Origin of the sequence: Rhodoferax sp. (assembly GCF_025354435.1) — a bacterium.
GTDB lineage: Bacteria > Pseudomonadota > Gammaproteobacteria > Burkholderiales > Burkholderiaceae_C > Rhodoferax_B.
Window position 1 is genome coordinate 105,617 of the sequence record NZ_JANXMU010000050.1, and the last position, 24,290, is coordinate 129,906.

Consider the following 24,290-nt stretch of genomic DNA (forward strand, 5'->3'; position numbering starts at 1 on the left):
TGATGGTAGATATACTGTACTTATGAACAGTATTTTTATGCCGCCATCACCGGTGCTGGTTTCGGATGCACCGCTGTGGGGGATGCTGCTGGCGAATCGGGTGAGTGCAGGGTTTCCGTCCCCGGCGGAAGACCTGGGTGCGCAGCGGATGGACCTGACCCAGATGCTGGTAGTGCATGCGCAAGCCACTTACTTTTTACGGGCCAGCGGCCAGTCGATGGTGGGGGTGGGTATTTTTGACGGCGACATCCTGCTGGTGGACCGGGCCATCCAACCCCGCCACAAGCACATCGTGGTGGCTATCGTGGATGGCGACTTCACGGTCAAAACCCTGCAACAGCAGGCTGGGCGCACCTGGCTGCAGGCCGCCAACCCGGCCTACCCCGACATCGTGCCCCGCGACGGCCAGATTATCGAGGTCTGGGGCGTGGTGACCAGCAGCATCAAGCAGTTTGCGGTCTAGCCATGTACGCCCTGGTCGATGGCAATAATTTTTTCGTCTCGTGCGAACGGGTCTTCCGTCCCGACTTGCGTGGCCTCCCGGTGGTGGTGCTGAGCAACAACGACGGCTGTGCCATTGCTCGCAGCAACGAAGCCAAGGCGCTGGGTATCAAGATGGGGGCTCCGTGGTTCAAGATCCGGCATATGGTGGATACGCACAGGCTGGTGGCCTTGTCGTCCAACTTTGCGCTTTACGGTGACCTGAGCGACCGCATGATGAGTCTGGCCGCCGGGCTGGGGCCGCACCAGGAGATTTACTCCATTGACGAATCGTTTATCGACTTGACCGGGGTACGTGGCAACCTGGTGGCGCGGGCACACGCGATCCGTGCCCGCATCCTGCAATGGGTGGGCATTCCCTGCGGTATCGGCATGGGGGCTACCAAAACCTTGGCCAAGCTGGCCAACCACGTGGCCAAAACGACCGAACGCACACCCGGCAGCTATCCAGCCCACCTGGCGCAAGTGTGCAACCTGGCTGCCTTGGCACCCGTGGATCTGGCGACGGTGCTGGGCGCAACGGCCGTGCGGGACGTGTGGGGCGTGGGGCGGCGCATTGGTGCGCAGCTCGAAAAAATAGGCATCACCACCGCCTTGCAACTGGCCCGACTGGACCCCGCCATGGTGCGCGCACGTTGGTCGGTGGTTTTGGAGTCCACCGTACGCGAGCTACAGGGAACGCCGTGCTATGGCCTGGACTCAGCGCCTGCGCGCAGCCAGCAAGTGGCCTACACGCGGTCGTTTGGGCAACCGGTATCCAATCTGGTGGAGTTGCAGGAGGCGGTGACCGAATTTGCCAGTCGGGCCGCTGAAAAATTGCGCACCCAGAACAGCCTGGCCAGCCAGGTGCTGGTCTATATCCGTACCAGCCCATTTCGCCAGGAGCCGCAGTACAGCCGTTCCGCTACCGTGCCCTTGCACCGGCCCAGCGCTGACACCACGGTGCTGGTGGGGGCAGCATTGGCGGGTTTGCAGTCCATCTACCGGCCCGGTTTCCAGCTCGCCAAGGCCGGGGTGATGCTGTTGGATCTGCAAGCTGACCCGCAGCACCAGGGCGAACTGGCACTGCAGGCTGGGGCCTTGCCCGCCGACCGGACCCGCCTCATGTCCGCCCTGGACGGGCTGAACCAGCGCTATGGCCGCGGCACGGTGCTGCTGGCCAGTGCGGGCTTGGCAGGGCCACAGCGGACCTGGACCATGAAACAAGAACTGCGCTCGCCGGGTTACACCACCTGCTGGGCAGATTTACCGGTGGCAAAGGCTTGAGTCATAAACCCCTGCTGTGGGCAATGCCGTGCAGGTAGTAACCCCTTTTGTTGCGGCGCAGCATGCTAGCATTCTTGTCCCTTGGGATAACCTCCTCCACCTCTGACAGCCGGGCACCGCATGCGCAAGACTTCTCTGGACAAAAGCAAGATCAAGTTTCTTTTACTGGAAGGCGTGCACCCTTCGGCGCTGGAGGTGCTGCGCAACGCGGGCTACACCCAGATCGAGAGCGTGCCCGGCGCTTTGCCCGAGGAGCAGCTGAAAGAAAAGATCGCCGACGCGCATTTCATCGGCATCCGCTCGCGCACCCAGCTCACCAAAGAAGTGTTTGCCCAGGCACACAAGCTGGTGGCCGTGGGCTGCTTTTGCATAGGCACCAACCAGGTAGACCTGGAGGCCGCCCGCGAGCGTGGCATTGCGGTGTTCAACGCGCCGTTTTCCAACACCCGGTCGGTGGCCGAGCTGGTGCTGGCCGAGGCGATCTTGCTGCTGCGTGGCATCCCCGAGAAAAGCGCGGTGGCGCACCGCGGCGGCTGGCTCAAGTCGGCCGAAAATTCGTACGAGATCCGCGGCAAAACCCTGGGCATCGTGGGCTACGGCTCCATCGGCACGCAGTTGTCGGTATTGGCCGAGGCCATGGGCATGCAGGTCTGCTTTTATGACGTGGTGACCAAGCTGCCGCTGGGCAATGCGCGCCAGGTCGGCAACCTGCACGATCTGCTGGGCCAAAGCGACATCGTCACCCTGCACGTGCCCGAAACCGCCGCCACGCAGTGGATGATTGGGGCCAAAGAGTTCGCCGCCATGAAGCAGGACAGCATTTTTATCAACGCCGCGCGCGGTACGGTGGTGGATATTGACGCGCTGGCCGCAGCCCTGCAGGCTAAAAAGCTGCTCGGTGCCGCCATCGACGTGTTCCCCGAGGAGCCGCGCAGCAACAAAGACGAGTTCCAGTCGCCTCTGCGCGGGCTGGACAATGTGATCCTGACCCCCCACGTGGGCGGCTCCACCATCGAAGCGCAGGCCAATATTGGCCTGGAAGTGGCCGAAAAACTGGTCAAGTACAGCGACAACGGCACCTCCACCTCGTCGGTCAACTTCCCCGAGGTGGCCCTAAGCAGCCATTCAGGCAAGCACCGCCTGCTGCACATCCACCACAACGTGCCGGGCGTGCTGTCGGCGGTGAACCAGGTGTTTACCGACAACCACATCAACATCGCTGCGCAGTTTTTGCAAACCAATGAAAAAATTGGCTATGTGGTGATCGACATCGACGCGGCCTCCAGCGACCTGGCTTTGGAAAAGCTGGCCCACGTGCCCGGCACCATCCGTAGCCGCGTGCTGTTCTGATGTAACCGTCGTTTCCCGACAACCCGCTGTCGGCAGGGTGAAAGTCTGCTGCCCTAAAATCGCTATCCGATTCCCATCCCAGGCCCATGGGCGCTGTGCCCACCCCAGGTTATTTTCCCCATGAATGCTCCCACCGCGTTGTCCACCCTGCTGGCGCAGGCTCCTGAAGCCGTGCGCCTGCGCGAAATCCCGTACAACTACACCTCGTTTTCCGACCGCGAAATCGTCATCCGCCTGCTGGGCACGCGTGCCTGGGATGTCCTGAACGGCCTACGCCAGGAGCGCCGCACCGGTAGATCCGCCCGCATGCTGTACGAGGTGCTGGGCGATATCTGGGTGGTGCAGCGCAACCCCTACCTGCAAGACGACCTGCTGGACAACCCCAAGCGCCGCAAGCAGCTGGTGGATGCCTTGCACCACCGCCTGGACGAAGTAGGCAAGCGCCGCAACCCGGATGCCAACAGCGAGCGCGATGCTCTGGTGGGCGAGTTGCTAGTGGCGGCCACGGCGGCGGTGGACCAGTTTGGCAAAACCTTCGTCGAGGTGGCCGAGCTGCGCCGCAAGACCGCGCGGGTGCTGGGCAAGCTCACGGCCAAAGACAACATCAAGTTTGACGGCCTGAGCCGTGTGAGCCACGTCACCGATGCCACCGACTGGCGCGTCGAATACCCGTTTGTGGTGCTCACCCCCGACACCGAGGCCGAGATGGCCGGGCTGGTCAGGGGCTGTATCGAACTCGGCCTGACCATCATTCCGCGCGGTGGCGGCACTGGCTACACCGGCGGCGCAATCCCGTTGACCTGGAACAGCGCGGTCATCAACACCGAAAAGCTCGAAGCGATGACCGAGGTGGAGATGCGCATGCTGCCCGGCGTGGACCACCCGGTGGCCACCATCTTCAGCGAAGCTGGTGTGGTGACCCAGCGCGTGGCCGACGCAGCCGAGCGCGGTGGCTACGTGTTTGCGGTCGATCCCACGTCGGCCGAGGCCTCCTGCATCGGCGGCAACATCGCCATGAATGCCGGTGGTAAGAAGGCCGTGCTCTGGGGCACGGCGTTGGACAACCTGGCCTCGTGGCGCATGGTCACGCCCGACGCGCAGTGGCTGGAAGTCACCCGCCTGAACCACAACCTGGGCAAGATCCACGACGTGGAAATGGCCAGTTTTGAGCTGCAGTATTTCGAAGCCGATGGCAAGACCAAGATCCGCACCGAGCGCCTGGACATCCCGGGCCGCACCTTCCGCAAAGAAGGCCTGGGCAAGGACGTGACCGACAAGTTCCTCAGCGGCCTGCCCGGCATCCAGAAAGAGGGCTGCGACGGCCTGATCACCAGCGGCCGCTGGGTGGTGCACCGCATGCCTGCGCACACCCGCACCGTGTGCCTGGAGTTCTTTGGCGATGCCAAGAACGCCGTGCCCAGCATCGTCGAGATCAAAGATTTCATGTTCGCCGAGCAAAAGCGCACCGGCGTGCTGCTGGCCGGTCTGGAACATCTGGACGATCGCTACCTGAAAGCCGTGGGCTACACCACCAAATCCAAGCGCGGCGGCCTGCCCAAGATGGCCTTGTTTGGCGACATCGCGGGCGACAACGCCGACGACGTGGCCCGTGCCACCAGCGAAGTGGTGCGCATCGCCAATTCGCGCAGCGGCGAAGGTTTCATCGCCATCAGCCCTGAAGCGCGCAAGAAATTCTGGCTGGACCGCAAGAAGACCGCCGCCATCAGCCGCCACACCAATGCCTTCAAGATCAACGAAGACGTGGTGATCCCGCTGCCGCGCATGGCCGAGTACACCGACGGTATCGAGCGCATCAACATCGAACTCAGCCTGAAGAACAAGCTGGAGCTGTGCGACGCGCTGCAGGAGTTCTTCAGCCGCGGCAACCTGCCGCTGGGCAAGGGCGATGAAGACGGCGATGTGCCGTCGCCCGAGCTGCTGGAAGAGCGCGTGGTGCAGGCCCAGAGCCTGGTGGCCGAGGTGCGTGCCCTGTGGCAGGGCTGGCTGGACGGGGTGGAAACCCTGTTCCCGCAGCTGCAAGACCACAGCCTGCGCGCTAGCTGGAAGACGCAGATCCGCGCGGGTCTGCAAAACATCTTCACCGGCGCGGCCTTCAAGGGCATCCTGGACGAGTGCACCGCCATCCACAAAAAGGTCTTGAAGGGTCGGGTCTGGGTGGCTCTGCACATGCACGCCGGGGACGGCAATGTGCACACCAACCTGCCGGTCAATAGCGACAACTACGAGATGCTGCAAACCGCGCACGGTGCCGTCAAACGCATCATGGCGTTGGCCCGCAGCCTGGACGGCGTGATCTCGGGTGAGCACGGCATTGGCATCACCAAGCTGGAGTTTCTGAGCGATGCCGAGATGCAGCCGTTCACCGACTACAAGCAGCGCATCGACCCCGAGGGCCGCTTCAACAAAGGTAAGTTGCTACGAAATTCGCAGCTGCATGCGAAGGCAGGACATGCGCTAGAGGCTGATTTAACCAATGCCTACACCCCGAGCTTCGGGCTGATGGGCCACGAGTCGCTGATCATGCAGCAGAGCGACATCGGTGCCATTGCCGACAGCATGAAGGACTGCCTGCGCTGCGGCAAATGCAAACCCGTGTGCGCCACCCACGTGCCACGTGCCAACCTGCTGTACAGCCCGCGCAACAAGATTCTGGCCACGTCTTTGCTGGTGGAAGCCTTCTTGTACGAAGAGCAGACCCGCCGCGGCGTGAGCATCAAGCACTGGGAGCAGTTCGAGGACGTGGCCGACCATTGCACGGTGTGCCACAAATGCCTGAGCCCCTGCCCGGTGAAGATCGACTTCGGCGACGTCACCATGAACATGCGCAACCTGCTGCGTAAGATGGGCAAAAAGACCTTCCGCCCCGGCAACGCCGCCGCCATGCTGTTCCTGAACGCCACCAACCCCGAAACCATCAAGCTGGCGCGCGCCGCCATGGTCGGCGTGGGCTTCAAGGCCCAGCGCCTGGCCAACGACCTGCTGCGCAGCTTTGCCAAGAAGCAGACCGCCGCGCCGCGCGCCACGGCGGGCACCGCGCCCATCAAGGAGCAGGTGATCCACTTCATCAACAAAAAAATGCCAGGTGGCTTGCCGAAGAAAACCGCACGTGCCCTGCTGGACATTGAAGATGGCGATTACGTACCCATCATCCGCAACCCTGTCGCCACCACCAGCGAGTCCGAGGCGGTGTTTTACTTCCCCGGCTGCGGCTCCGAGCGCCTGTTCAGCCAGGTCGGCCTGGCCACCCAGGCCATGCTGTGGCATGCGGGCGTGCAAACTGTGCTGCCACCGGGTTACCTGTGCTGCGGCTACCCGCAAAAGGGCAGCGGCCAGTTCGACAAGGCCAACAAGATCATCACTGACAACCGGGTGCTGTTCCACCGCGTGGCCAATACGCTGAACTACCTGGACATCAAGACCGTGGTGGTGAGCTGCGGCACTTGCTACGACCAACTCCAGGGCTACGAGTTCGACAAAATATTCCCTGGCTGCCGCATCATCGACATCCACGAATACCTGCTGGAAAAAGGCATCACGCTGAACAACGGCGGCTCCTACCTGTACCACGACCCCTGCCACACGCCCATGAAGCTGCAGGAGCCGATGAAGACGGTGAAGGCGCTGCTGGGCGACCAGGTGCTGGAATCCAAACGCTGCTGCGGCGAGTCGGGCACCCTGGGCGTGACCCGGCCCGACATCTCCACGCAAATCCGCTTCCGCAAGGAAGAAGAACTGCGCAACGACGAAACCAAGCTGCGGGCCCTGGGCTCCGTAGGCGAAAAGGACAACGTGAAAATCCTCACCAGCTGCCCCAGCTGCCTGCAAGGCCTGAGCCGCTACGGCAACGACCTGCAAAACGGCCTGCTCGAAGCCGACTACATCGTGGTCGAAATGGCCAACCAGATCCTGGGCAGTGACTGGTTGCCGACCTACGTGGCGCAAGCCAACCACGGCGGCATTGAGCGGGTTTTGGTCTGATGGCCGGCCTCAAGGCGGGCGCGCCTACCCCCAAAGACATCACCGTCCACGGCCTGTCGCGGGCGCTGGAAGTCACGTTCTCCGACGGTGCGGTGTTCCGCATCCCGTTCGAGCTGATGCGCGTGTACTCGCCATCCGCCGAAGTGCAAGGCCACGGCCCGGGTCAGGAAACCCTGCAAACCGGCATGCGCGAAGTCACGTTGAACGGGCTGGAGCCGGTGGGCAACTACGGCGTGCAGCCCACGTTCTCCGACGGCCACAGCACCGGCATCTTCACCTGGGACTACCTGTACTTCCTGGGAGCTGAGCAAGACAAGCTGTGGGCCGACTACGAAGCCCGCTTGGCCGCCGCCGGTGCCAGCCGGGATACCCCCATGCCCGGCAAAACGGCTAAGGGCTGCGGTAGCCACTAAAATCGGTTTGCTATTGAAGATATAGCTACTAGCGTAGGTAGAACCTACGCTAGAGGCCGATTTTCTTTAAATTCCCTGTGCGGTGCAGGGTTGTCGCTGTGCTGCGCCATCATTCTGATTTAGTATACAAACATGAGCACTACCCACTTTGGTTTCCAGTCGGTGGACGAGAACGACAAAGCCCGCCATGTGCGCGGCGTGTTTGATTCCGTCGCCTCCAAATACGACCTGATGAACGACCTGATGTCGGCAGGCCTGCACCGCACCTGGAAGGCCTACACCGTCCTGGTGGCCGATATCCGCGAAGGCCACCAGGTACTGGATATCGCGGGCGGCACGGGCGACTTGGCGATGGCGTTTGCCAAAAAGGTCGGCGCGACTGGCCGGGTGGTGCATACCGACATCAACGAAGCCATGCTGCGCACCGGCCGCGACCGCCTGCTGGATGCGGGCGTGGTGCTGCCCACCATGGTTTGCGATGCCGAAAAGCTGCCTTTCGCCGATGCCGCGTTCGACCGCGTCAGCGTGGCCTTTGGCCTGCGCAACATGACGCACAAAGACGTGGCCCTGGCCGAGATGTGCCGCGTACTTAAGCCCGGCGGCAAGCTGCTGGTCTTGGAGTTTTCCAAGGTGGCCCAACCTCTGGAGAAGGTCTACGACTGGTATTCCTTCAAGGTGTTGCCGCAGCTGGGCAAGCTGGTGGCGGGCGACGATGCCAGCTACCGCTATCTAGCCGAGTCCATCCGCATGCACCCCGGCCAAAAAGAACTCAAGGCCATGATGCAGACCGCGGGCTTCGGCCATGTGGACTACCACAACCTTACCGGGGGCATGGTGGCCTTGCATGTGGGTATCAAGTGTTGAGCGTAGTCCGGTCTAATTCATAACAATAAATGGAGTCAGTATGAAAGTTTGGGCATTGGTTTTGGCCGCCACGATGGTCTTGGCCGCAGGTTTCGATGCCGAAGCTGCGCGTTTGGGCGGCGGCCGTTCGATGGGTCGGCAGTCCAGCAATGTGACGCAGCGCCAGGCGGCCCCCGCACCCGTGGCACCCACGCAAAACGCCACCAACGTAGCCCGTCCGGCTCCCGCCGCAGCACCTGCGCCCGCAGTAGCTCCCAAGCGCCCATGGGGTGCTATGTTGGGTGGTTTGGCGGCCGGTGTCGGCCTGGCCTGGCTGGCGCATTCCATGGGCCTGGGCGCAGAAATGGGTCAGTTCCTGATGATCGGCCTGATCGTGCTGGCGGGCATGCTGCTGTGGGGCTTTATCCGCTCGCGCAAGGCCGCCAGCAGCGCTCCGCAGGGCAGTCCGTTTGCCTTTCAGGGCGCGGCTGCGCCCAGCGCGGCACCGACCTATTCGCCAGACCATGTGGGCAACGATGCTTCGGCGCGGCCTTTTGAGCGCAGCAGCCACATGGCGCCGCTGGAGTCCGGCGGTTCCATGATTGGTTCGGCGCTGGCCGGCCCGCAAGGCTGGGGTGCGCCCGCCGGTTTTGACTCCGAAGGCTTTTTGCGCGCCGCCAAGAACAATTTCATCACCCTGCAATCGGCCTGGGACCGCTCCGACATTTCGTCCCTGCGCGCCATGATGACCGACACCATGCTGGGCGAAATCCAGGCCCAACTGACCGACCGCGAAACCCATACCGGGGGCAACACCAACAAGACCGACGTGGTGATGCTGGATGCCCAATTGCTGGGTATTGAAGACTTGGGTAACGACTACATGGCCAGTGTCGAGTTCTCCGGCATGATCCGCGAAGAGCCGTCCGCAGGCCCTAGCCCGTTCCGCGAAGTCTGGAACATGACCAAACCCAAGAGCGGTGCCAGCGGCTGGCTGGTGGCAGGCGTACAAGCCCTGCAATAGCGATTGGTCAAGGGCGCTTGCGTCCTGAAGCCCGGGAACTATCCCGGATAATAGGGGACTATGGCAACACAGTCCCCTTTTTCTTTGTTCGAAAACCTTATTGAGCGCGCCAGCGCCACGCTGCAGCCTCCCCCCTGGGTGGTCGACGAGGTGCAAAACCGCATCGTCCTGCTGCTCAACCACGTGCTGCAGCAAGAGCCCGAAGCCACCGCCCGCCTAGCCAGGCAAAAGGGCCGCGTGGTGCTGATGCAGTGGCGTAGCTTCCACATGGCGCTGGTGGCCACTCCGGCAGGCCTGCTGGACCGTGCCACACCCGGCATGCGCGCCGACCTCACGCTCACCATCACTGAAACCTCGCCCTTCGCCCTGGCCCAGCAGGCGCTGAGCGCGGGCAAGCCCGGCGTGCGCATCGAAGGCGATGTGCAACTGGCGGCCGAGGTCAACTGGCTGGTAGATCATGTGCGCTGGGATCTGGAAGAAGACCTGTCTCGCGTGGTGGGCGACACCACGGCACACACCGTGGGCAATGTGGTGCGCAGCGCCACCAGCACCTTGCGCCAATTCATAGGTAAACGCCCCGGTGCCGACAAGGCATCTGCATGAGCCGGATTTTTCGGGGTGCGTACATCGTCTGGATCGTGCTGCGTTATGGTCTGGACGAGCTGGTACTGACCAGTTTTAAAAAGCCTTGGCTGGCCGTGCTGTCGCGGATTTTGTCCGTGGGCCGCAATCTGGATGCCCCACGTGGCCAGCGCCTGCGTGAGGCGCTGGAGCGGCTGGGTCCGATCTTCGTCAAGCTCGGCCAGGTGCTGTCCACCCGCCGCGATCTACTGCCGCCGGATATTTCGGATGAGTTAGCGCGCCTGCAAGACCGGGTGCCGCCGTTTGCGTCGTCCATCGCGGTGGCGACCATCGAGCGGGCTTTTCGCAAGCCGCTAGGTGAAATCTTCGAAAGCTTTGACCAGGAGCCGGTGGCCAGCGCGTCCATCGCCCAGGTGCACTTTGCGGTTCTCAAAGACCGCCATGGCCGCTTGCGCGACGTCGCGGTGAAAGTGCTGCGCCCCAACATGCTGCCCGCGATTGAAAAAGACCTGGGCCTGATGCGCATGATGGCGGGCTGGGTGAATGGCTTTTCGGACGACGGCAAGCGCCTGAAACCTCTGGAGGTGGTGGCCGAGTTCGACAAATACCTGCACGACGAGCTGGACCTGGTGCGCGAGGCCTCCAGTGCCGCGCAGTTGCGCCGCAACATGGAGGGCCTGGACTTGGTGCTGATCCCCGAGATGTTCTGGGACCTGTGCGCCACCGAAGCCATCGTGATGGAGCGTATGGTGGGCATCCCCATCAGCCACACCGAGCGGCTGCGCGCGGCGGGGGTGGATTTCCAGAAGCTGGCCCGCGACGGCGTGACGATTTTCTTCACCCAGGTGTTCCGCGACGGCTTCTTCCATGCCGACATGCACCCGGGTAATATCCAGGTATCGGTCGATCCGGCCACCTTTGGCCGTTATATTTCGCTGGACTTTGGCATCGTTGGTACGTTGACCGAGTTCGACAAAGAGTACCTGGCGCAAAACTTCACGGCCTTCTTCCGCCGCGACTACAAGCGCGTGGCCGAGCTGCACATCGAATCCGGCTGGGTGCCCGCCACCACCCGCGTGGACGAGTTGGAAGCAGCCATCCGCGCGGTGTGCGAGCCGTACTTTGACCGGCCTTTGAAGGAAATCTCGCTGGGCATGGTGCTGATGCGCTTGTTTCAGACCTCGCGCCGCTTCCAGGTCGAAATCCAGCCACAACTGGTGCTGCTGCAGAAAACCCTGCTCAACATCGAAGGCCTGGGCCGCGATCTCGACCCTGAGTTGGACCTGTGGAACACCGCCAAGCCTTTCCTTGAAAAGTGGATGCTGGAGCAGATTGGCCCCAAAGCCTTTATCGAGCAGCTGAAAAACGAAGCCCCACGCTACGCCAAGCTGCTGCCCGAGCTGCCGCGCCTGCTGGTGGACTTTTTGAAGCAGGGTGGGAGCGACAGTAGGGACCGGGGCACCGACCAGCGCAAGCTGATGGAAGAGCTGCTGGCCGAGCACAAACGCACCAACCGCTTACTGCACGGCTTGGTTTACGGGGCCATCGGTTTTGGCCTGGGCCTACTGGCCATGCGTGTGCTGCTCGTATCCCCATTCCTGTTCTAGCGCGGGCAGGGTTTTCACCCTGCCATCCTATAATCATAGGTTTTGCGACTTCAACCCGAGCTTTCTACGCCATGCCTATCTACGCTTACAAATGCGAGTCCTGCGGGCACGCATTCGACGTACTGCAAAAAATGTCCGACGCGGTGCTGACCGATTGCCCCAGCTGCCACGCGGCAGCTTTGCAAAAACAGGTCACCGCAGCTGGATTCCAGCTCAAGGGCTCGGGCTGGTACGTCACCGATTTCCGCAACGGCAGTGGCGGCGCTGCTGCGGTTCCGCCCCCTAAAGCCGAAGACGGTAAGCCGGCAGAGACCAAACCTGCCGTCGATAGCGCAGCCGCCAAGCCCGCCGAGACTTCGGCGGCACCTGCTGCTGCGCCTGCACCCGCCCCGGCACCGGCTCCCGCATCCTCCGGCGGCACCTCCTCGGCGGCCTGACATCCATGATGGCTTCTATCCGCAAATGGCTGCTGTCGGGCCTGCTGGTCATCGTACCGCTGGCCATCACCGTCTGGGTGTTGCAATGGGTGCTGAGCACCCTGGACCAAACCCTGCTGATCCTGCCTGACAGCTGGCAGCCCGACAAACTGCTGGGTTTCCATATTCCCGGCTTTGGCGTGCTGTTGGCCCTGGGCACGCTGTTGGTGGTGGGGGCGGCAGCCAGCAACTTTGTGGGCAAGAAGCTGGTAGGCTGGTGGGACAACCTGCTGCACCGTATTCCTATCGTGCGCTCGATTTATTCGGGTGTGAAACAGGTGTCGGACACGCTGTTTTCGGAAAGCGGCAACGCCTTTCGCAAAGCCGTGCTGATCCAGTGGCCACGCGACGGTGCCTGGACCATTGCCTTTGTGACCGGCGTGCCCGGTGGCGATGCGGCCAATTACCTGCAAGGCGAGTACCTCAGCATCTACGTACCCACCACGCCAAATCCCACTGGCGGCTACTTCATCATGCTCAAGGCCAGCGACTGCATCGAGCTGAAAATGAGTGTGGACGAGGCGCTGAAATACATCGTCTCGATGGGCGTGGTCGTGCCCCATGGCGTGGCTCCGTCAGCGCCCAAACCAATCCAGGCCCCCAAGGCCTCTTAAAACCAGCCAGTAGCGCGGGCCATGGTGGCCCCGCCTTGTCCACAACCCATGCGCCCCAAGAGGCGCCAGAAACGAACAGCCATGCAATCTCAAATGCGCACCACCTACTGCGGTCTTGTGACCGAAGCCCTGCTGGGCCAAACCGTCACCCTGTGCGGCTGGGTAAACCGCCGCCGTGACCACGGTGGCGTGATTTTTGTCGATCTGCGCGACCGCGAAGGCTATGTGCAAATCGTCTGCGACCCGGACCGCGCCGAGATGTTTGCCGTCTCCGAGTCGCTGCGCAACGAGTTCTGCGTACAGATCAAGGGTCTGGTGCGTGCGCGCCCCGATGGCACGGTCAACGAGAACCTGAAAAGCGGCAAGATCGAGATCCTGTGCCACGAACTGGTGGTGCTGAACCCGTCCGTCACCCCGCCGTTCCAGATCGACGACGAAAACCTGAGCGAGACCACCCGCCTCACGCACCGCGTGCTGGACCTGCGCCGTCCGTACATGCAAAACAACCTGATGCTGCGCTACCGCGTCTCCATGGAAGTGCGCAAGTTCCTCGACGCGCACGGCTTTATCGACATTGAAACCCCGATGCTGGGCAAGTCCACCCCCGAAGGCGCGCGCGACTACCTGGTGCCCAGCCGCGTGCACGAAGGCATGTTCTTTGCGCTGCCGCAAAGCCCGCAGCTGTTCAAGCAGCTGCTGATGGTGGCCGGTTATGACCGTTACTACCAGATCACCAAATGCTTCCGTGACGAAGACTTGCGCGCCGACCGCCAGCCTGAATTTACCCAGATTGATATCGAAACCTCGTTCCTCACCGAACAGGAAATCCGCGACATGTTCCAGGAGATGATCCTGACCGTGTTCAAGAATACCCTGGGCGTGGACCTTGGCGAGTTCCCGGTGATGACCTTCCAGGAAGCCGCCCACCGTTTTGGTTCCGACAAGCCTGACCTGCGCATCAAGCTTGAATTCGCCGAACTGACCGACGTGATGGCCGACGTGGACTTCAAGGTGTTCTCGGGTGCCGCGACGATGAAGAACGGCCGTGTGGTGGCCTTGCGCGTGCCCGGCGGTGCCAAGGAATCCGGTGGCCTGAGCCGCAGCGACATCGATGCCTACACCGAGTTCGTCAAGATCTACGGTGCCAAGGGCCTGGCCTACATCAAGGTCAACGAACTGGCCAAGGGCCGCGACGGCCTGCAAAGCCCGATCGTCAAGAACATCCACGACAAGGCCCTGGCAGAAGTGCTTGCCCGCACTGGCGCACAAGACGGCGACCTGATCTTCTTCGGTGCCGACAAGGCAAAGATCGTCAACGATGCCATCGGTGCCCTGCGTATCAAGATTGGCCTGAGCGAGTTCGGTAAAAAGAATGGCCTGTTCGAAAAAGGCTGGAAACCGCTGTGGGTGGTGGACTTCCCGATGTTCGAATTCGACGAAGACGCGCAGCGCTACACCGCCACGCACCACCCCTTCACCGCGCCCAAAGACGGCCACGAAGACTGGATGGTCACGGCCCCCGAGAAATGCATCTCCAAGGGCTACGACATGGTGCTCAACGGCTGGGAAATGGGTGGCGGTTCGGTCCGTATCCACCGTGCCGACGTACAGCAAAAGGTGTTCGATGCCCTCAAGATCTCGCCCGAAGAAGCGCAAGACAAGTTCGGCTTCCTGCTGGATGCCCTGCAATACGGCGCGCCTCCGCACGGCGGCCTGGCCTTTGGCCTGGACCGCGTGGTCACGCTGATGACCGGTGCCGAGTCGATCCGCGACGTGATCGCCTTCCCCAAAACCCAGCGCGCCCAGGACTTGCTCACGCAGGCACCGAGCACCGTGGACGAGAAGCAACTGCGCGAACTGCATATCCGCTTGCGCGCCCCTGCGGCGGCGTAACTGTCTACCCGCAGACTGGCGGAGCCAGTTCTGCGGTGTTTTCCGATAGGGGCTGTGCGCGTATCAGATGCGCGCAGGCTCCACGTTAGCCATGGCTGGCCTCGCCGGACCACACCCCACCTGTGCGAGGTAGCCCTCCAGCTTCGCGATATTGCGGGTGGTGACGATGGCACCGATGTAGCCATCCGGACGCACCAATACCCAATCGCCGACAACAGGTGCGTAGGCATTACGAAAGTGGTGTCCTTCATCCAACATACCACCGCCTGGGCCGAAGGTGTGGATTCGCAGACCTGGGCGTTCTTGCACCGTGCTGCGCGGAACCTCGTAGCCGAGCAGCGTCCAATGCGTTCCTCTGAACAGGTCGAACAGCCGTGTCGGCTGGCCGTCGTCATTCCGGACCGGCGCATCCGGGGCGCGATTACCGGCCAGCAGGCCACCAGCGCGTTGCGGTTGCTCCAGCGCCAGCGTCAGCGAAGACTCTGGATAACCGATATCGAGTTGGTGCACCTCGCGGCCGCGCCGCATCTCGCCCCGTTTTGCTGCGTCGAGCAGCTCGGTCGCCAGACCGAGCATTGCGGCTGCGACCGGCCTGCGCTCCTCTTCATAGCTGTCGAGTAGCGTGTCGGGCGCTCCGCTGGCCACCGCTGCCAGCTTCCAGCCCAGGTTGTAGGCATCCTGCACGCTGGTATTGAGGCCCTGGCCTCCGGTCGGCGGATGGATGTGGGCGGCATCTCCCATGAGGAACACGCGGCCGACGCGGTAACGGTCGGCCAGTCTGGCATTCATGTTGTAGGCCGATGCCCAGGACACGGATTGGTTGTGGATATCACCGCGACCTGTGCGCTGGGCCACCAGGGCCGCCAGCCCCTCGGCGGAAAGGTCGGTATCGCCTTCGAGCGGGATCGGGCCCTGTATCTGGAACAGTTCGGTACCGGCCAGCGGGCAGAACGAGATCTGCCGCGCCATATCACCGTCGCTGAAGCGGTGCCAGACATCGCGCGCCAGGCCCGTCAGCAGCACATCGGCCACCACGGCGCGCACGCCCAGGGTCTTGCCCGGGAAGCCTATACCGAGGGCATGGCGCACCATGCTGCGCCCCCCATCGGCACCCACCAGCCAGCGCACGCGCAGTAGCGTCTCTCCGCCAGTCTTATCGACAAGACGCGCCGTGACGCCATCCATATCTTGTTCGAAGCCGACCATTTCGCGGCCAAATTCCACCCCATGGCCCAGTTTGCGCAGACGCTCGCGCATCACGCCTTCGGTCAGAAACTGCGGCAGCATCAGCGGTTGGCTGTAAGGCTCGGCCGGAGTGGGGTCTGCATGCTCCATCACTTCCGAGTCTGCAAAACTGCCGTCGTCGCGGTAGTGCCGTTCGGGTGGATAGGTGCCACCGGCTGCGGCGATTTGGTCGAGGATCCCGAGGTCTTCGAATATTTCCTGGGTTCGTGGCTGGATGCCTTTGCCCCGTGAACCGTGGAAAGCGGTGTTCATTTTCTCGATCAGGCGGAAGGAAATACCTCTGCGCGCCAAATCTATCGCCAGTGTCAGCCCGGCCGCACCGGCACCGCAAATCAGTACGTCAGCTGCATATTGTTGGGTCATTTCTACTCCTATATGTGTAATATGCACATATGTTAGATTGGATAAAAATGAACGTCAATAACAAAGTGCAAAATACACACATAAATCCCCAGCTCCGTGATCTGCATGGGGCTTTGTTGGAGATCGTGGGTGTCATGAACCGACCCCAGCGTGACGAGGCGATGGTTCGGGAGGCGGGCATATCCCTCGACCGCGCGCTGTTTCCTTTATTGGTTTTGGTGGAACGGCTAGGCCCCATCGGCGTTGTCGAGTTGGCCGATCGGGTCGGTCGCGACTACACCACGGTCAGTCGTCAGGTTGCGAAGCTGGAAAGCCTCGGCTTGGTAGACCGCCAGGCCAGCGCCAGCGACCGCCGCATCCGCGCGGCCGTTGTCACCGAAAGCGGCAAGGCCATGACGGACCGCGTCGATGCTGCGCGGGACAGGATGGGCCAGGCCATCTTCGCCACGTGGGACGCGCGGGATGTGGCGGATCTGGTACGGCTCATGCGCAAGTTTGCCAACGACATCCAAGGGGAAGCACCGACAGCCCCAGAGAGCCGCGGATGAACGGTGTGCGGGCGCACTAGCGCTGAGTCGTTTCTTGTGGCCTTCGCCTAGCGCTTCATAAGCTCATCCAAAAGGCTGACAACTGTCAGCTTTTTTACGTCTGGATGGCGGGCAGGGCGCTTGCCATCGGCTACCCTTGCCGCTCTCAAACGGGAGCCCGAGTGCGTATCCACAACATTTTTATCGCCTGCGGCCTGCTCGCAGCCGCCAACTTGGCGCAAGCCGCCCAGATCACCCGCGTCTCCCCCCAAGGCGAGGTGGCACGTATCCGCCAGGTGGTGGTGCAGTTTGATGGCAGCGCCGTCAATTTTGGCGACCCCAAGGCTCCGGCTCCGGCCACCTTACAGTGCAATGACGCGCAGGCCAGCCAAGGATCAGGCCGTTGGACCAGCGACCGCGAATGGGCGTTTGAATTTGCCAACGACCTGCCGCCCGGCGTACGTTGCACGCTGCAGCCAGTTTTAGGCATCAAATCGGCACCTAGCGCATATTCCAAAAGCGCTAGCAGCTATAAATTCAATAGTGGTGGCCCGTTTGTGCAAAACATCCGTCCGTACGACGGTGGCGACCAGATCGACGAAGAGCAGTTCTTCACCCTCACGCTCAACGGCGCGGCCACGCTGGCCAGCGTGCAGGCCAATCTGTGGTGCGCGGTAGACGGCCTGGGCGAGCGCGTGGCCGTGCGCCTGCTGGACGGCAAGGACCGGGCCGAGCTGCTCAAAGCCCAGGGGCTGGACAAGGCCGCCGCCAAGGAGCCGCTGCGCTACCTCACCCTGGCCTGCAACCGCCGCCTGCCACCCAGTGCCACCGTGCAACTGGTCTACGGCAAAGGCGTGGCCACCCCCAGCGGCGTACCCAACACGGTGGAAAAGCGCTTCGACTACACCGTGCGTGCGCCGTTTGCCGCCAACTTCAGCTGCGAACGCGAAAACGCCCAAAGCGCTTGCCTGCCGATCCGCCCCATGCGCCTGGCCTTCAACGCGCCCGTGGCCCGCAAGCTGCTGGAAGGCATCAAGCTGAGCTCGGGCAAAGACACCATTGCACCCACGTTTGACGCGGACGACAGCGACAGCGAGGCCGTGGTCAGCAGCATTACTTTCCAAAGCCCTTTTGTCGAGCAAGCCAAGTACACCCTGGCCCTGCCTGCAGTCTTCAAAGACGCGTCCAACCGTGCCTTGGCCAATGCCGCCAGCTTTCCCATGCAGGTGGGCACCGGGGCCATGCCGCCGTTGGCCAAGTTTGCCGCGTCGCCGTTTGGCATCGTGGAGCGCTTCGCCGAGCCCAATGGCGTGGCGCTGCTGCCGGTGACGCTGCGCAATGTGGAGGCCAAGCTGCAAGTGCAAGCCTTGAATGCTGAAAAGGGGAGCGCAGGCAAGGTAAGCACCCTGCAGCCCCGCAGCGACGCGGACATCATTGCTTGGTACGCCAAGGTGCAGCAGTTCGACAGCTACAACGTCAGCCGCAAGCTGGCCGCCGCCCAGGTCAAAGGCCCGCTGCCCAAGGTGCTGCCCGACGAAGGCAAGCAGTACGTGCAAAGCCGCATGCTGTCCCTTCTGCAAGGCCAGCCGGGGGTGAAGACGCTGGACCTGCCCCAGCCTGCGAGCGGCGACCCGCGCCCCTTCGAGGTGGTGGGCATCCCGCTGACCCCCGGCTTCCACATGGTCGAAATCGCTTCGCAAAAGCTGGGTGCCTCGCTGCTGGACGAACGCCATGGCGGCAAACGCACCATGTTCGTCCGCACCTCGGCCCTGGTCACCAACCTGGGCGTGCACTTCAAGCTGGGCCGCGAGAACGCGCTGGCCTGGGTCACCACGCTGGACAAGGGCCTGCCCGTGGCCAATGCCCAGGTGCAGGTATCCGACTGCCGGGGCCAGGCTTTGGGCCACGCCACCACCAACGCCCAGGGCATTGCCTACCTGTCCGATATCAACCCCGAGGCCCCCAGTTGCCAGGACGAGGGCCACTACAGCCAGGCCTACTTCGTCAGCGCCCGCAGCACCCAGGCGGGGGTGGAAGACATGGCCTTCACCTGGAGCGACTGGAACCGGGGTATCGAGCCCTGGCGCTTCAACCTGCCCACCAGCCGCAGCGCCGAGCCCGACGAACGCGCCCACACCGTGTTCGACCGCATGCTGCTGCGCGCGGGCGAAACCGTGTCCATGAAGCACCTGCTGCGCACCGAAACCCGCAAAGGCTTTGGCCTGGCGAAGGTGCAGCCCGACACCCTGGTCATCACCCACGTCGGCAGCGGCCAGCAGACCACCCAGCCCCTGGCCTGGCGCAAGACCGCTACCGGCGGCCAGAGTGCCGAGAGCAGCTGGTCCATCCCGCCCGCCGCCAAGCTGGGCGTGTACAGCGTGGAACTGAAAGGGCCGGGCGACGAAAAGAGCTTCAGCACCGGCCAGTTCCGCGTGGAAGAATTCCGCCTGCCGGTGCTCGAAGGCCGCGTCACCCCCAGCGACAAAAAGCCGCTGGTCCACGCCACCAGCGTGCCGGTGGACGTGCAAATCAACTACCTGGCCGGGGGCGGTGCGGCCAACCTGCCGGTGCGCGTGTCGGCACTGGTGCGCGGTAAATACCTGAGCTACAGCGATTACGAGGCCTTCAGCTTCGCCGCCCCACGCGGCAAGCGCGAGGCAGCAGGCGAGGGGGATGAGGAAGAAACCACCGCCAGCGAAGACAGCCGCGTGGTGGCCGACAAGCTGGCGCTCACGCTGGACAAAAACGGCGCGGGCAAAACCAGCATCGACAAGCTCACGCCCAGCCCGCAGCCGCAGGATCTGCTGCTGGAAGCCACTTATTCCGACCCCAATGGCGAGGTACAAACCATCCGCAGCACCCAGACGCTGTGGCCCGCCACTGTCATCGCGGGCATCAAGACCGAGGGCTGGGTCTCCACCAGCCAAAAGCTGAAATTCCAGGCCTTGGCACTGGATTTGACCGGCAAACCGCAGGCCGATGTGGCCCTGGAAGTGCGTGCCACCGCCCGCATCGTCACCACCAGCCGCAAGCGCATGGTCGGCGGCTTCTACACCTATGACAACAAAACCAGCACCAAAGACCTGGGCGCAGTCTGCAGCGGCAAGAGCGACAGCCGCGGCCTGCTGCTGTGCGAAGCTGCGCTGAACGAGGCGGGCGAGGTGGAGCTGGTCGTCACCGCCAAAGATTCCGCAGGCAACCGCATCCAGGCCGCCGCGTCGGTGTATGTCACCAAGCAGGGCGAGTTGTGGTTTGGTGGTGAGAACCACGACCGGATGGACCTGCTGCCCGAGAAAAAGAGCTACCAGCCCGGCGAGACCGCCCAGTTCCAGGTGCGCATGCCGTTCCGCTTTGCCACCGCCCTGGTGGCGGTGGAGCGCGAGGGCATCATCCAGACCCAGGTGGTGCAGCTCAACGGGCAAGACCCGACGGTGCGCGTGCAAATCAAGGAAGGCTGGGGCCCCAACGTGTACGTGAGCGTGCTGGCCTTGCGCGGCCGCTTGCGCGAAGTGCCCTGGTACAGCTTCTTCACCTGGGGCTACAAGGCCCCGCGCGAGTGGTGGACCAGCTTCTGGTACGAAGGCCGTGAATACGTGGCCCCCACATCCTTGGTGGACCTGAGCAAACCGGCCTTCCGCCTGGGCGTAGCCGAAATCCGCGTCGGCACGAAGGCCCACCAACTCGACGTGAGCGTCAAGGCCGACAAGGAAAGCTACCCCGTGCGCGGCCAGGCCAAAGTCAGCGTCAGTGTGAAGCTGCCCAACGGCCAGCCCGCCGCCCATGCCGAAGTGGCACTGGCTGCGGTAGACCAGGCGCTGCTGGAGCTCATGCCCAACAGCAGCTGGAACCTGCTCGACGCGATGCTGCAGCGCCGTGCCTGGGGCGTGGAAACCTCGACCGCGCAGATGGAAATCATAGGCCGCCGCCACTATGGCCGCAAAGCCGTGGCCGCAGGCGGCGGCGGGGGCCACAGCAGCACCCGCGAGCTGCTGGAAACCCTGTTGCTGTGGAACCCCAAGGTGCAACTGGATGCCAACGGCCAGGCCACCGTGACCGTGCCGCTGAACGACGCACTCACCACCTTCAAGATCGTCGCCGTGGCTGATGCCTCCACCGGCCTGTTTGGCACCGGCTCCACCAGCATACGCACCACGCAAGACCTGCAAATCATCAGCGGCCTGCCGCCCCTGGTGCGCGAAGACGACCAGTTCCGCGCCCAGATCACCCTGCGCAACACCACCCAAAAGGCCATGAAGGTTTTGGTTGCGCCGCGTGCCACGCTATTGAATCTAGAGCAGCAAACCGTGGACATACCAGCGGGAGAGGCCAAAGAAGTTGCATGGACCGTGACCGCCCCCGCGCAGCTTGCGCAAACCCGCGCCGAGGCCATCCTGTGGGAGGTGGAAGCCAAAGACACCCTGGGCGGTGCCCGCGATGCCTTGAAGATCCGCCAGCGCATCATCCCCGCCGTGCTCCTGACGGTGCAGCAGGCCACCTTGGTGCAGGTGGACGGCACGTTCACGCTGCCCGTTGCGCCACCCGCCGATGCCTTGCCGGGCCGGGGCGGTTTGCGGCTGGCCTTGCAGCCCACCTTGGCGGAGGGTCTACCCGGAGTACGGGACTGGTTTGCCAACTACCCGTTTGCCTGCTTGGAGCAAAAAACCAGCAAGGCCATCGGCCTGCGCGATGCCAAGCTGTGGCAAACCGTGGTTGCCCAGATCCCCAGCTACCTTGACAGCGACGGCCTGGCCAGCTACTTCCCGCCGCGCGACGGTGAGGCGAACCGGGGCAGTGACACGCTCACCGCCTACCTGCTGGCAGCCTCCCATGAAGCGGGAGGTTTGAACCCGGCTTTCGCCCTCAGCGACGAGGTACGCGCCCCGATGGAGCGTGGCTTGATCGCGTTTGTCGAAGGCAAGATCCAGCGCGAGTTCTGGAGCCCGCGCAAAGATCTGGACGTGCGCAAGCTCGCCGCCATTGAAGCTTTGTCGCGCTACGGCAAAGCCCAGGCCCGCATGCTGGGCAGCATCACCATCGCCCCGAACCAGTGGCCCACCCACGCGGTAATCGACTGGCTCAACATCTTGAAGCGAGTCACCGACGTGCCCAAGCGCGACGAGCGCCTGGCCGAGGCCCAGCAAATCCTGCGCGCCCGCCTCAGCTTCCAGGGCACCAAGATGGTCTTCAGCACCGAGCAAGACGACTATTGGTGGTGGCTGATGCACAACGGCGATGACAACACCGCCCGCCTGATCCTGGCCGTGCTGACCGACCCGGCCTGGAAACCCGACATGGGCCGTCTGGCCAACGGCTTCATCACCCGCCAGCAGCACGGCGCCTGGAGCACCACCACCGCCAACCTCTGGGGCGGCATGGCATTGGAGAAATTCAGCGCCCAGTTTGAAGCCACCCCCGTGGCCGGTGTCACCAAAGCCGCCCTGGGTGCCGCCGTGGCCAGCGTGGACTGGAGCAAGGTAGACCGCGTACCCGCCACCGATACCCCGCACCAGACCACCGCCTTCGGTGCGCCTGCGTCCCCCGGCAACCTGCGCAACAACCGCATGTTCCTGCCGTGGAGCAAAGAGGTGTTGACCGTCACGCAGCAGGGCACCGGCAAGCCCTGGCTCACCCTGCAGTCGGTGGCTGCCATCGACCTGAAAGCCCCGTTTAACGCGGGCTACCAGATCAAAAAGACCGTCACCCCGGTGGAACAGGCAGTGAAAGGCCAATACACCCGTGGCGACGTGCTGCGCATCACCCTGGAAGTCAACGCCAGCGCCGACATGACCTGGGTTGCCATCACCGACCCCGTGCCCGGCGGCGCCACCATCCTGGGCAGCGGCCTGGGCCGCGACTCCGAAATCGCCACCCAGGGCGAAAAGCGCAGCGGCAGCGGCTGGCCGGCCTTCGAAGAACGCAGCTTCGAGTCCTTTCGCAGCTACTACGAGTACCTGCCTAAGGGCGTCGCGCGGATGGAATACACCATCCGGCTGAACAACGTGGGTGACTTCGCGCTGCCGCCGAGCCGGGTGGAGGCGATGTATGCGCCCGAGATGTTTGGCGAATGGCCGAATGCGCGGGTGAAGGTGGTGGAGGTAAAGTAAAGATTTACTACACTTTTTATAGCTACTAGCGTATGTAATGATTGCGCTAGAGCTCTATTTGAATCCATAAAATCAACTGCCGAGCTTTTGACCCCAAACCTATGGCCACCGTAGCGAACTGCACCGTGTTTCAGCGTGCGGCGCAGGTTGCTTGTGTTCTTCTGCAGGTCAGACAAAGACGTGCAGCAGGGGTGTGCATCCTTTGAAAACGGCCTGGCGCCCCGGCCCCCATAGTGCCGTGTCGCACCATTTATTGGCATTAAACTGGTAGTTAGCAAAGCAATCAACGCGTGGTGCCGCAAGGCAATGGCTTACTTTCGCAGTTTGTAGCGTTAATACAGGGATGGAGAGTAAGCAATGAAGGGCATGTTGAATTTTCTGGAAAAAGCCGGGCTGGTGAGGAGCGACCCTCCTGCCGCCACCGGCCTTGCCGTCGATGCCGCTGTGGCACCGCCGCCCGTGGTGGTGCCTGCTGCGGTGCCTGCCGCTGTGGGCTCGGGCGTGCTGGATGCCGAGGCCGTGTATGCCCATGCCGGGGTGCCGCCTTCGGTGTACCCCGCCGAGCGGTTGTTGCGCTTGGTGGACGGCCTGAGCGCCATGGAACCAGCCACACGGCTGATGGCCATCCAGGCCATGGATGCGGCGGACGAGTCGTGGTCGATAGCCGACCCGCTGGCCGATGCCACCGCCAAGACCCAGGCCCTGGCCGCCCATGCGCAGCAGCTACAGGCCAATCTGCAGGCTCTGGAGGCCGACACCCAGGCCCAACTGGCCGCCGTGGCCAGCCGCCAGGAGCAGGTGGTGGGTGATATCCGCAAGCAGATCGCCGAGTTGGAGGCCCTGGTGGCGCGAGAACTGTCGCGCGCCGCCCAGGAAAGCGCCAGCCACACCGCCGCGCTCAGCACCGCCACCGACCAGACCCGGCGCGAACTGGGTGATATTGCCCAACTCAGCCAGCGGCTGCAAAGCCTGTCTGCACAATTTGGCGCGCCTTTCAACCGCCCACAGGAATAGACCATGGCCAGTTTGACACCCCTTTCCAAGGGCTTGATTGCGGTGGCTATCGTGGGGGCGATGGCATCGGCCGTCTGGCACCTCGGCCTCAAAGAATGGCTGGCGACTAGAAATGCGCCGCCTGCCGCCGCGTCGACCCCCGTGGTGCCCGAGCCCCAAGCTCCCACACCAATTGTGGAGCCTACACCGCCCCCGGTGGCAGACACCAAAGCCCCCGCGCCTGCGGCCACCTCCACATCCGTCAACCACGCGGAGCTGGGGCGCAAGCTGCTGGCCAGCGGCGACTACGCCCAGGCCCGCAGCCATCTGGAGCAAGCCGTACAAGGCGGCGATGGCAGCGCGGCCTGTTTGCTGGGCGAGATGACTCTTAAAGGCCAGGGTGGCATTACCGCCAGCCAGGACAAGGCCGCCAGCCTGTTCCAACTGGCCCAGTCGCGCGGCAATATCTGCTTTGCATCGAATTAGGCAC

17 protein-coding genes are annotated in these 24,290 nt (G+C 63.1%); 16 read left to right on the top strand and 1 reads right to left on the bottom strand.

Annotated features, from left to right (window positions below):
* The first annotated feature begins 22 nt into the window (after window positions 1-22).
* The 12 genes from umuD to aspS all read left to right on the top strand — a co-directional run bounded on the left by umuD (window position 23) and on the right by aspS (window position 14,568).
* Window positions 23-463 (top strand): translesion error-prone DNA polymerase V autoproteolytic subunit, encoded by a 441-nt coding sequence (umuD, locus tag Q0T48_RS13735; RefSeq protein WP_295957179.1) that lies wholly within the window; start codon window positions 23-25, stop codon window positions 461-463.
* A gap of 2 nt (window positions 464-465) precedes the next feature.
* On the top strand, window positions 466-1,767 hold the full coding sequence (locus Q0T48_RS13740) for a Y-family DNA polymerase (protein ID WP_295957180.1): 1,302 nt from the start codon (window positions 466-468) through the stop codon (window positions 1,765-1,767).
* Between the two features lie 120 nt (window positions 1,768-1,887).
* Window positions 1,888-3,117, top strand: a complete 1,230-nt coding sequence (gene serA, locus Q0T48_RS13745) for a phosphoglycerate dehydrogenase (protein WP_295957181.1) — start codon at window positions 1,888-1,890, stop codon at window positions 3,115-3,117.
* Between the two features lie 120 nt (window positions 3,118-3,237).
* On the top strand, window positions 3,238-7,116 hold the full coding sequence (locus tag Q0T48_RS13750; protein WP_295957182.1) for an FAD/FMN-binding oxidoreductase: 3,879 nt from the start codon (window positions 3,238-3,240) through the stop codon (window positions 7,114-7,116).
* Window positions 7,116-7,529 carry a DUF971 domain-containing protein gene (locus Q0T48_RS13755; RefSeq protein WP_295957183.1) on the top strand — a complete coding sequence of 138 codons (414 nt, stop codon included), beginning with the start codon at window positions 7,116-7,118 and terminating at the stop codon, window positions 7,527-7,529. The genes Q0T48_RS13750 and Q0T48_RS13755 overlap by 1 nt, the downstream gene beginning before the upstream one ends.
* A 132-nt stretch (window positions 7,530-7,661) precedes the next feature.
* Window positions 7,662-8,393 carry a bifunctional demethylmenaquinone methyltransferase/2-methoxy-6-polyprenyl-1,4-benzoquinol methylase UbiE gene (gene ubiE, locus Q0T48_RS13760; RefSeq protein WP_295957184.1) on the top strand — a complete coding sequence of 244 codons (732 nt, stop codon included), beginning with the start codon at window positions 7,662-7,664 and terminating at the stop codon, window positions 8,391-8,393.
* Between the two features lie 40 nt (window positions 8,394-8,433).
* The gene (locus Q0T48_RS13765; protein WP_295957185.1) at window positions 8,434-9,396 is read left to right on the top strand and encodes a TIM44-like domain-containing protein; all 963 of its coding nucleotides are present in this window, start codon (window positions 8,434-8,436) and stop codon (window positions 9,394-9,396) included.
* Window positions 9,397-9,456: 60 nt separating this feature from the next.
* Window positions 9,457-9,999, top strand: coding sequence for a hypothetical protein (locus Q0T48_RS13770; RefSeq protein ID WP_295957186.1), 543 nt, complete (start codon window positions 9,457-9,459; stop codon window positions 9,997-9,999).
* Entirely contained in the window at window positions 9,996-11,585 is a 1,590-nt protein-coding gene (gene ubiB, locus Q0T48_RS13775; protein ID WP_295957187.1) for a ubiquinone biosynthesis regulatory protein kinase UbiB, read from the top strand. Before Q0T48_RS13770 ends, ubiB begins: the two co-directional genes overlap by 4 nt.
* Window positions 11,586-11,656: 71 nt before the next feature.
* Window positions 11,657-12,022: an FmdB family zinc ribbon protein gene (locus Q0T48_RS13780; protein ID WP_295957188.1), complete on the top strand. Its 366-nt coding sequence runs from the start codon at window positions 11,657-11,659 to the stop codon at window positions 12,020-12,022.
* 8 nt (window positions 12,023-12,030) lie between these two features.
* Window positions 12,031-12,675: a DUF502 domain-containing protein gene (locus Q0T48_RS13785; protein ID WP_295957210.1), complete on the top strand. Its 645-nt coding sequence runs from the start codon at window positions 12,031-12,033 to the stop codon at window positions 12,673-12,675.
* Window positions 12,676-12,756: 81 nt separating this feature from the next.
* Entirely contained in the window at window positions 12,757-14,568 is a 1,812-nt protein-coding gene (aspS, locus tag Q0T48_RS13790) for an aspartate--tRNA ligase (protein WP_295957189.1), read from the top strand.
* A 63-nt stretch (window positions 14,569-14,631) separates the two neighbouring features.
* Here aspS and Q0T48_RS13795 read toward each other — a convergent pair whose 3' ends face one another.
* Entirely contained in the window at window positions 14,632-16,176 is a 1,545-nt protein-coding gene (locus Q0T48_RS13795) for an FAD-dependent oxidoreductase (protein WP_295957190.1), read from the bottom strand.
* A 47-nt stretch (window positions 16,177-16,223) separates the two neighbouring features.
* Here Q0T48_RS13795 and Q0T48_RS13800 point away from each other — a divergent pair, with 47 nt between their 5' ends.
* From Q0T48_RS13800 to Q0T48_RS13815, 4 genes are all read left to right on the top strand, one after another.
* The gene (locus Q0T48_RS13800) at window positions 16,224-16,724 is read left to right on the top strand and encodes a MarR family transcriptional regulator (RefSeq protein WP_295957191.1); all 501 of its coding nucleotides are present in this window, start codon (window positions 16,224-16,226) and stop codon (window positions 16,722-16,724) included.
* Between the two features lie 161 nt (window positions 16,725-16,885).
* Window positions 16,886-22,807, top strand: coding sequence for an MG2 domain-containing protein (locus Q0T48_RS13805; RefSeq protein WP_295957192.1), 5,922 nt, complete (start codon window positions 16,886-16,888; stop codon window positions 22,805-22,807).
* 366 nt (window positions 22,808-23,173) lie between these two features.
* On the top strand, window positions 23,174-23,821 hold the full coding sequence (locus Q0T48_RS13810; protein ID WP_295957193.1) for a methyl-accepting chemotaxis protein: 648 nt from the start codon (window positions 23,174-23,176) through the stop codon (window positions 23,819-23,821).
* A gap of 3 nt (window positions 23,822-23,824) precedes the next feature.
* Window positions 23,825-24,286, top strand: a complete 462-nt coding sequence (locus Q0T48_RS13815; protein WP_295957194.1) for a hypothetical protein — start codon at window positions 23,825-23,827, stop codon at window positions 24,284-24,286.
* The last annotated feature ends 4 nt before the right edge of the window (window positions 24,287-24,290 follow it).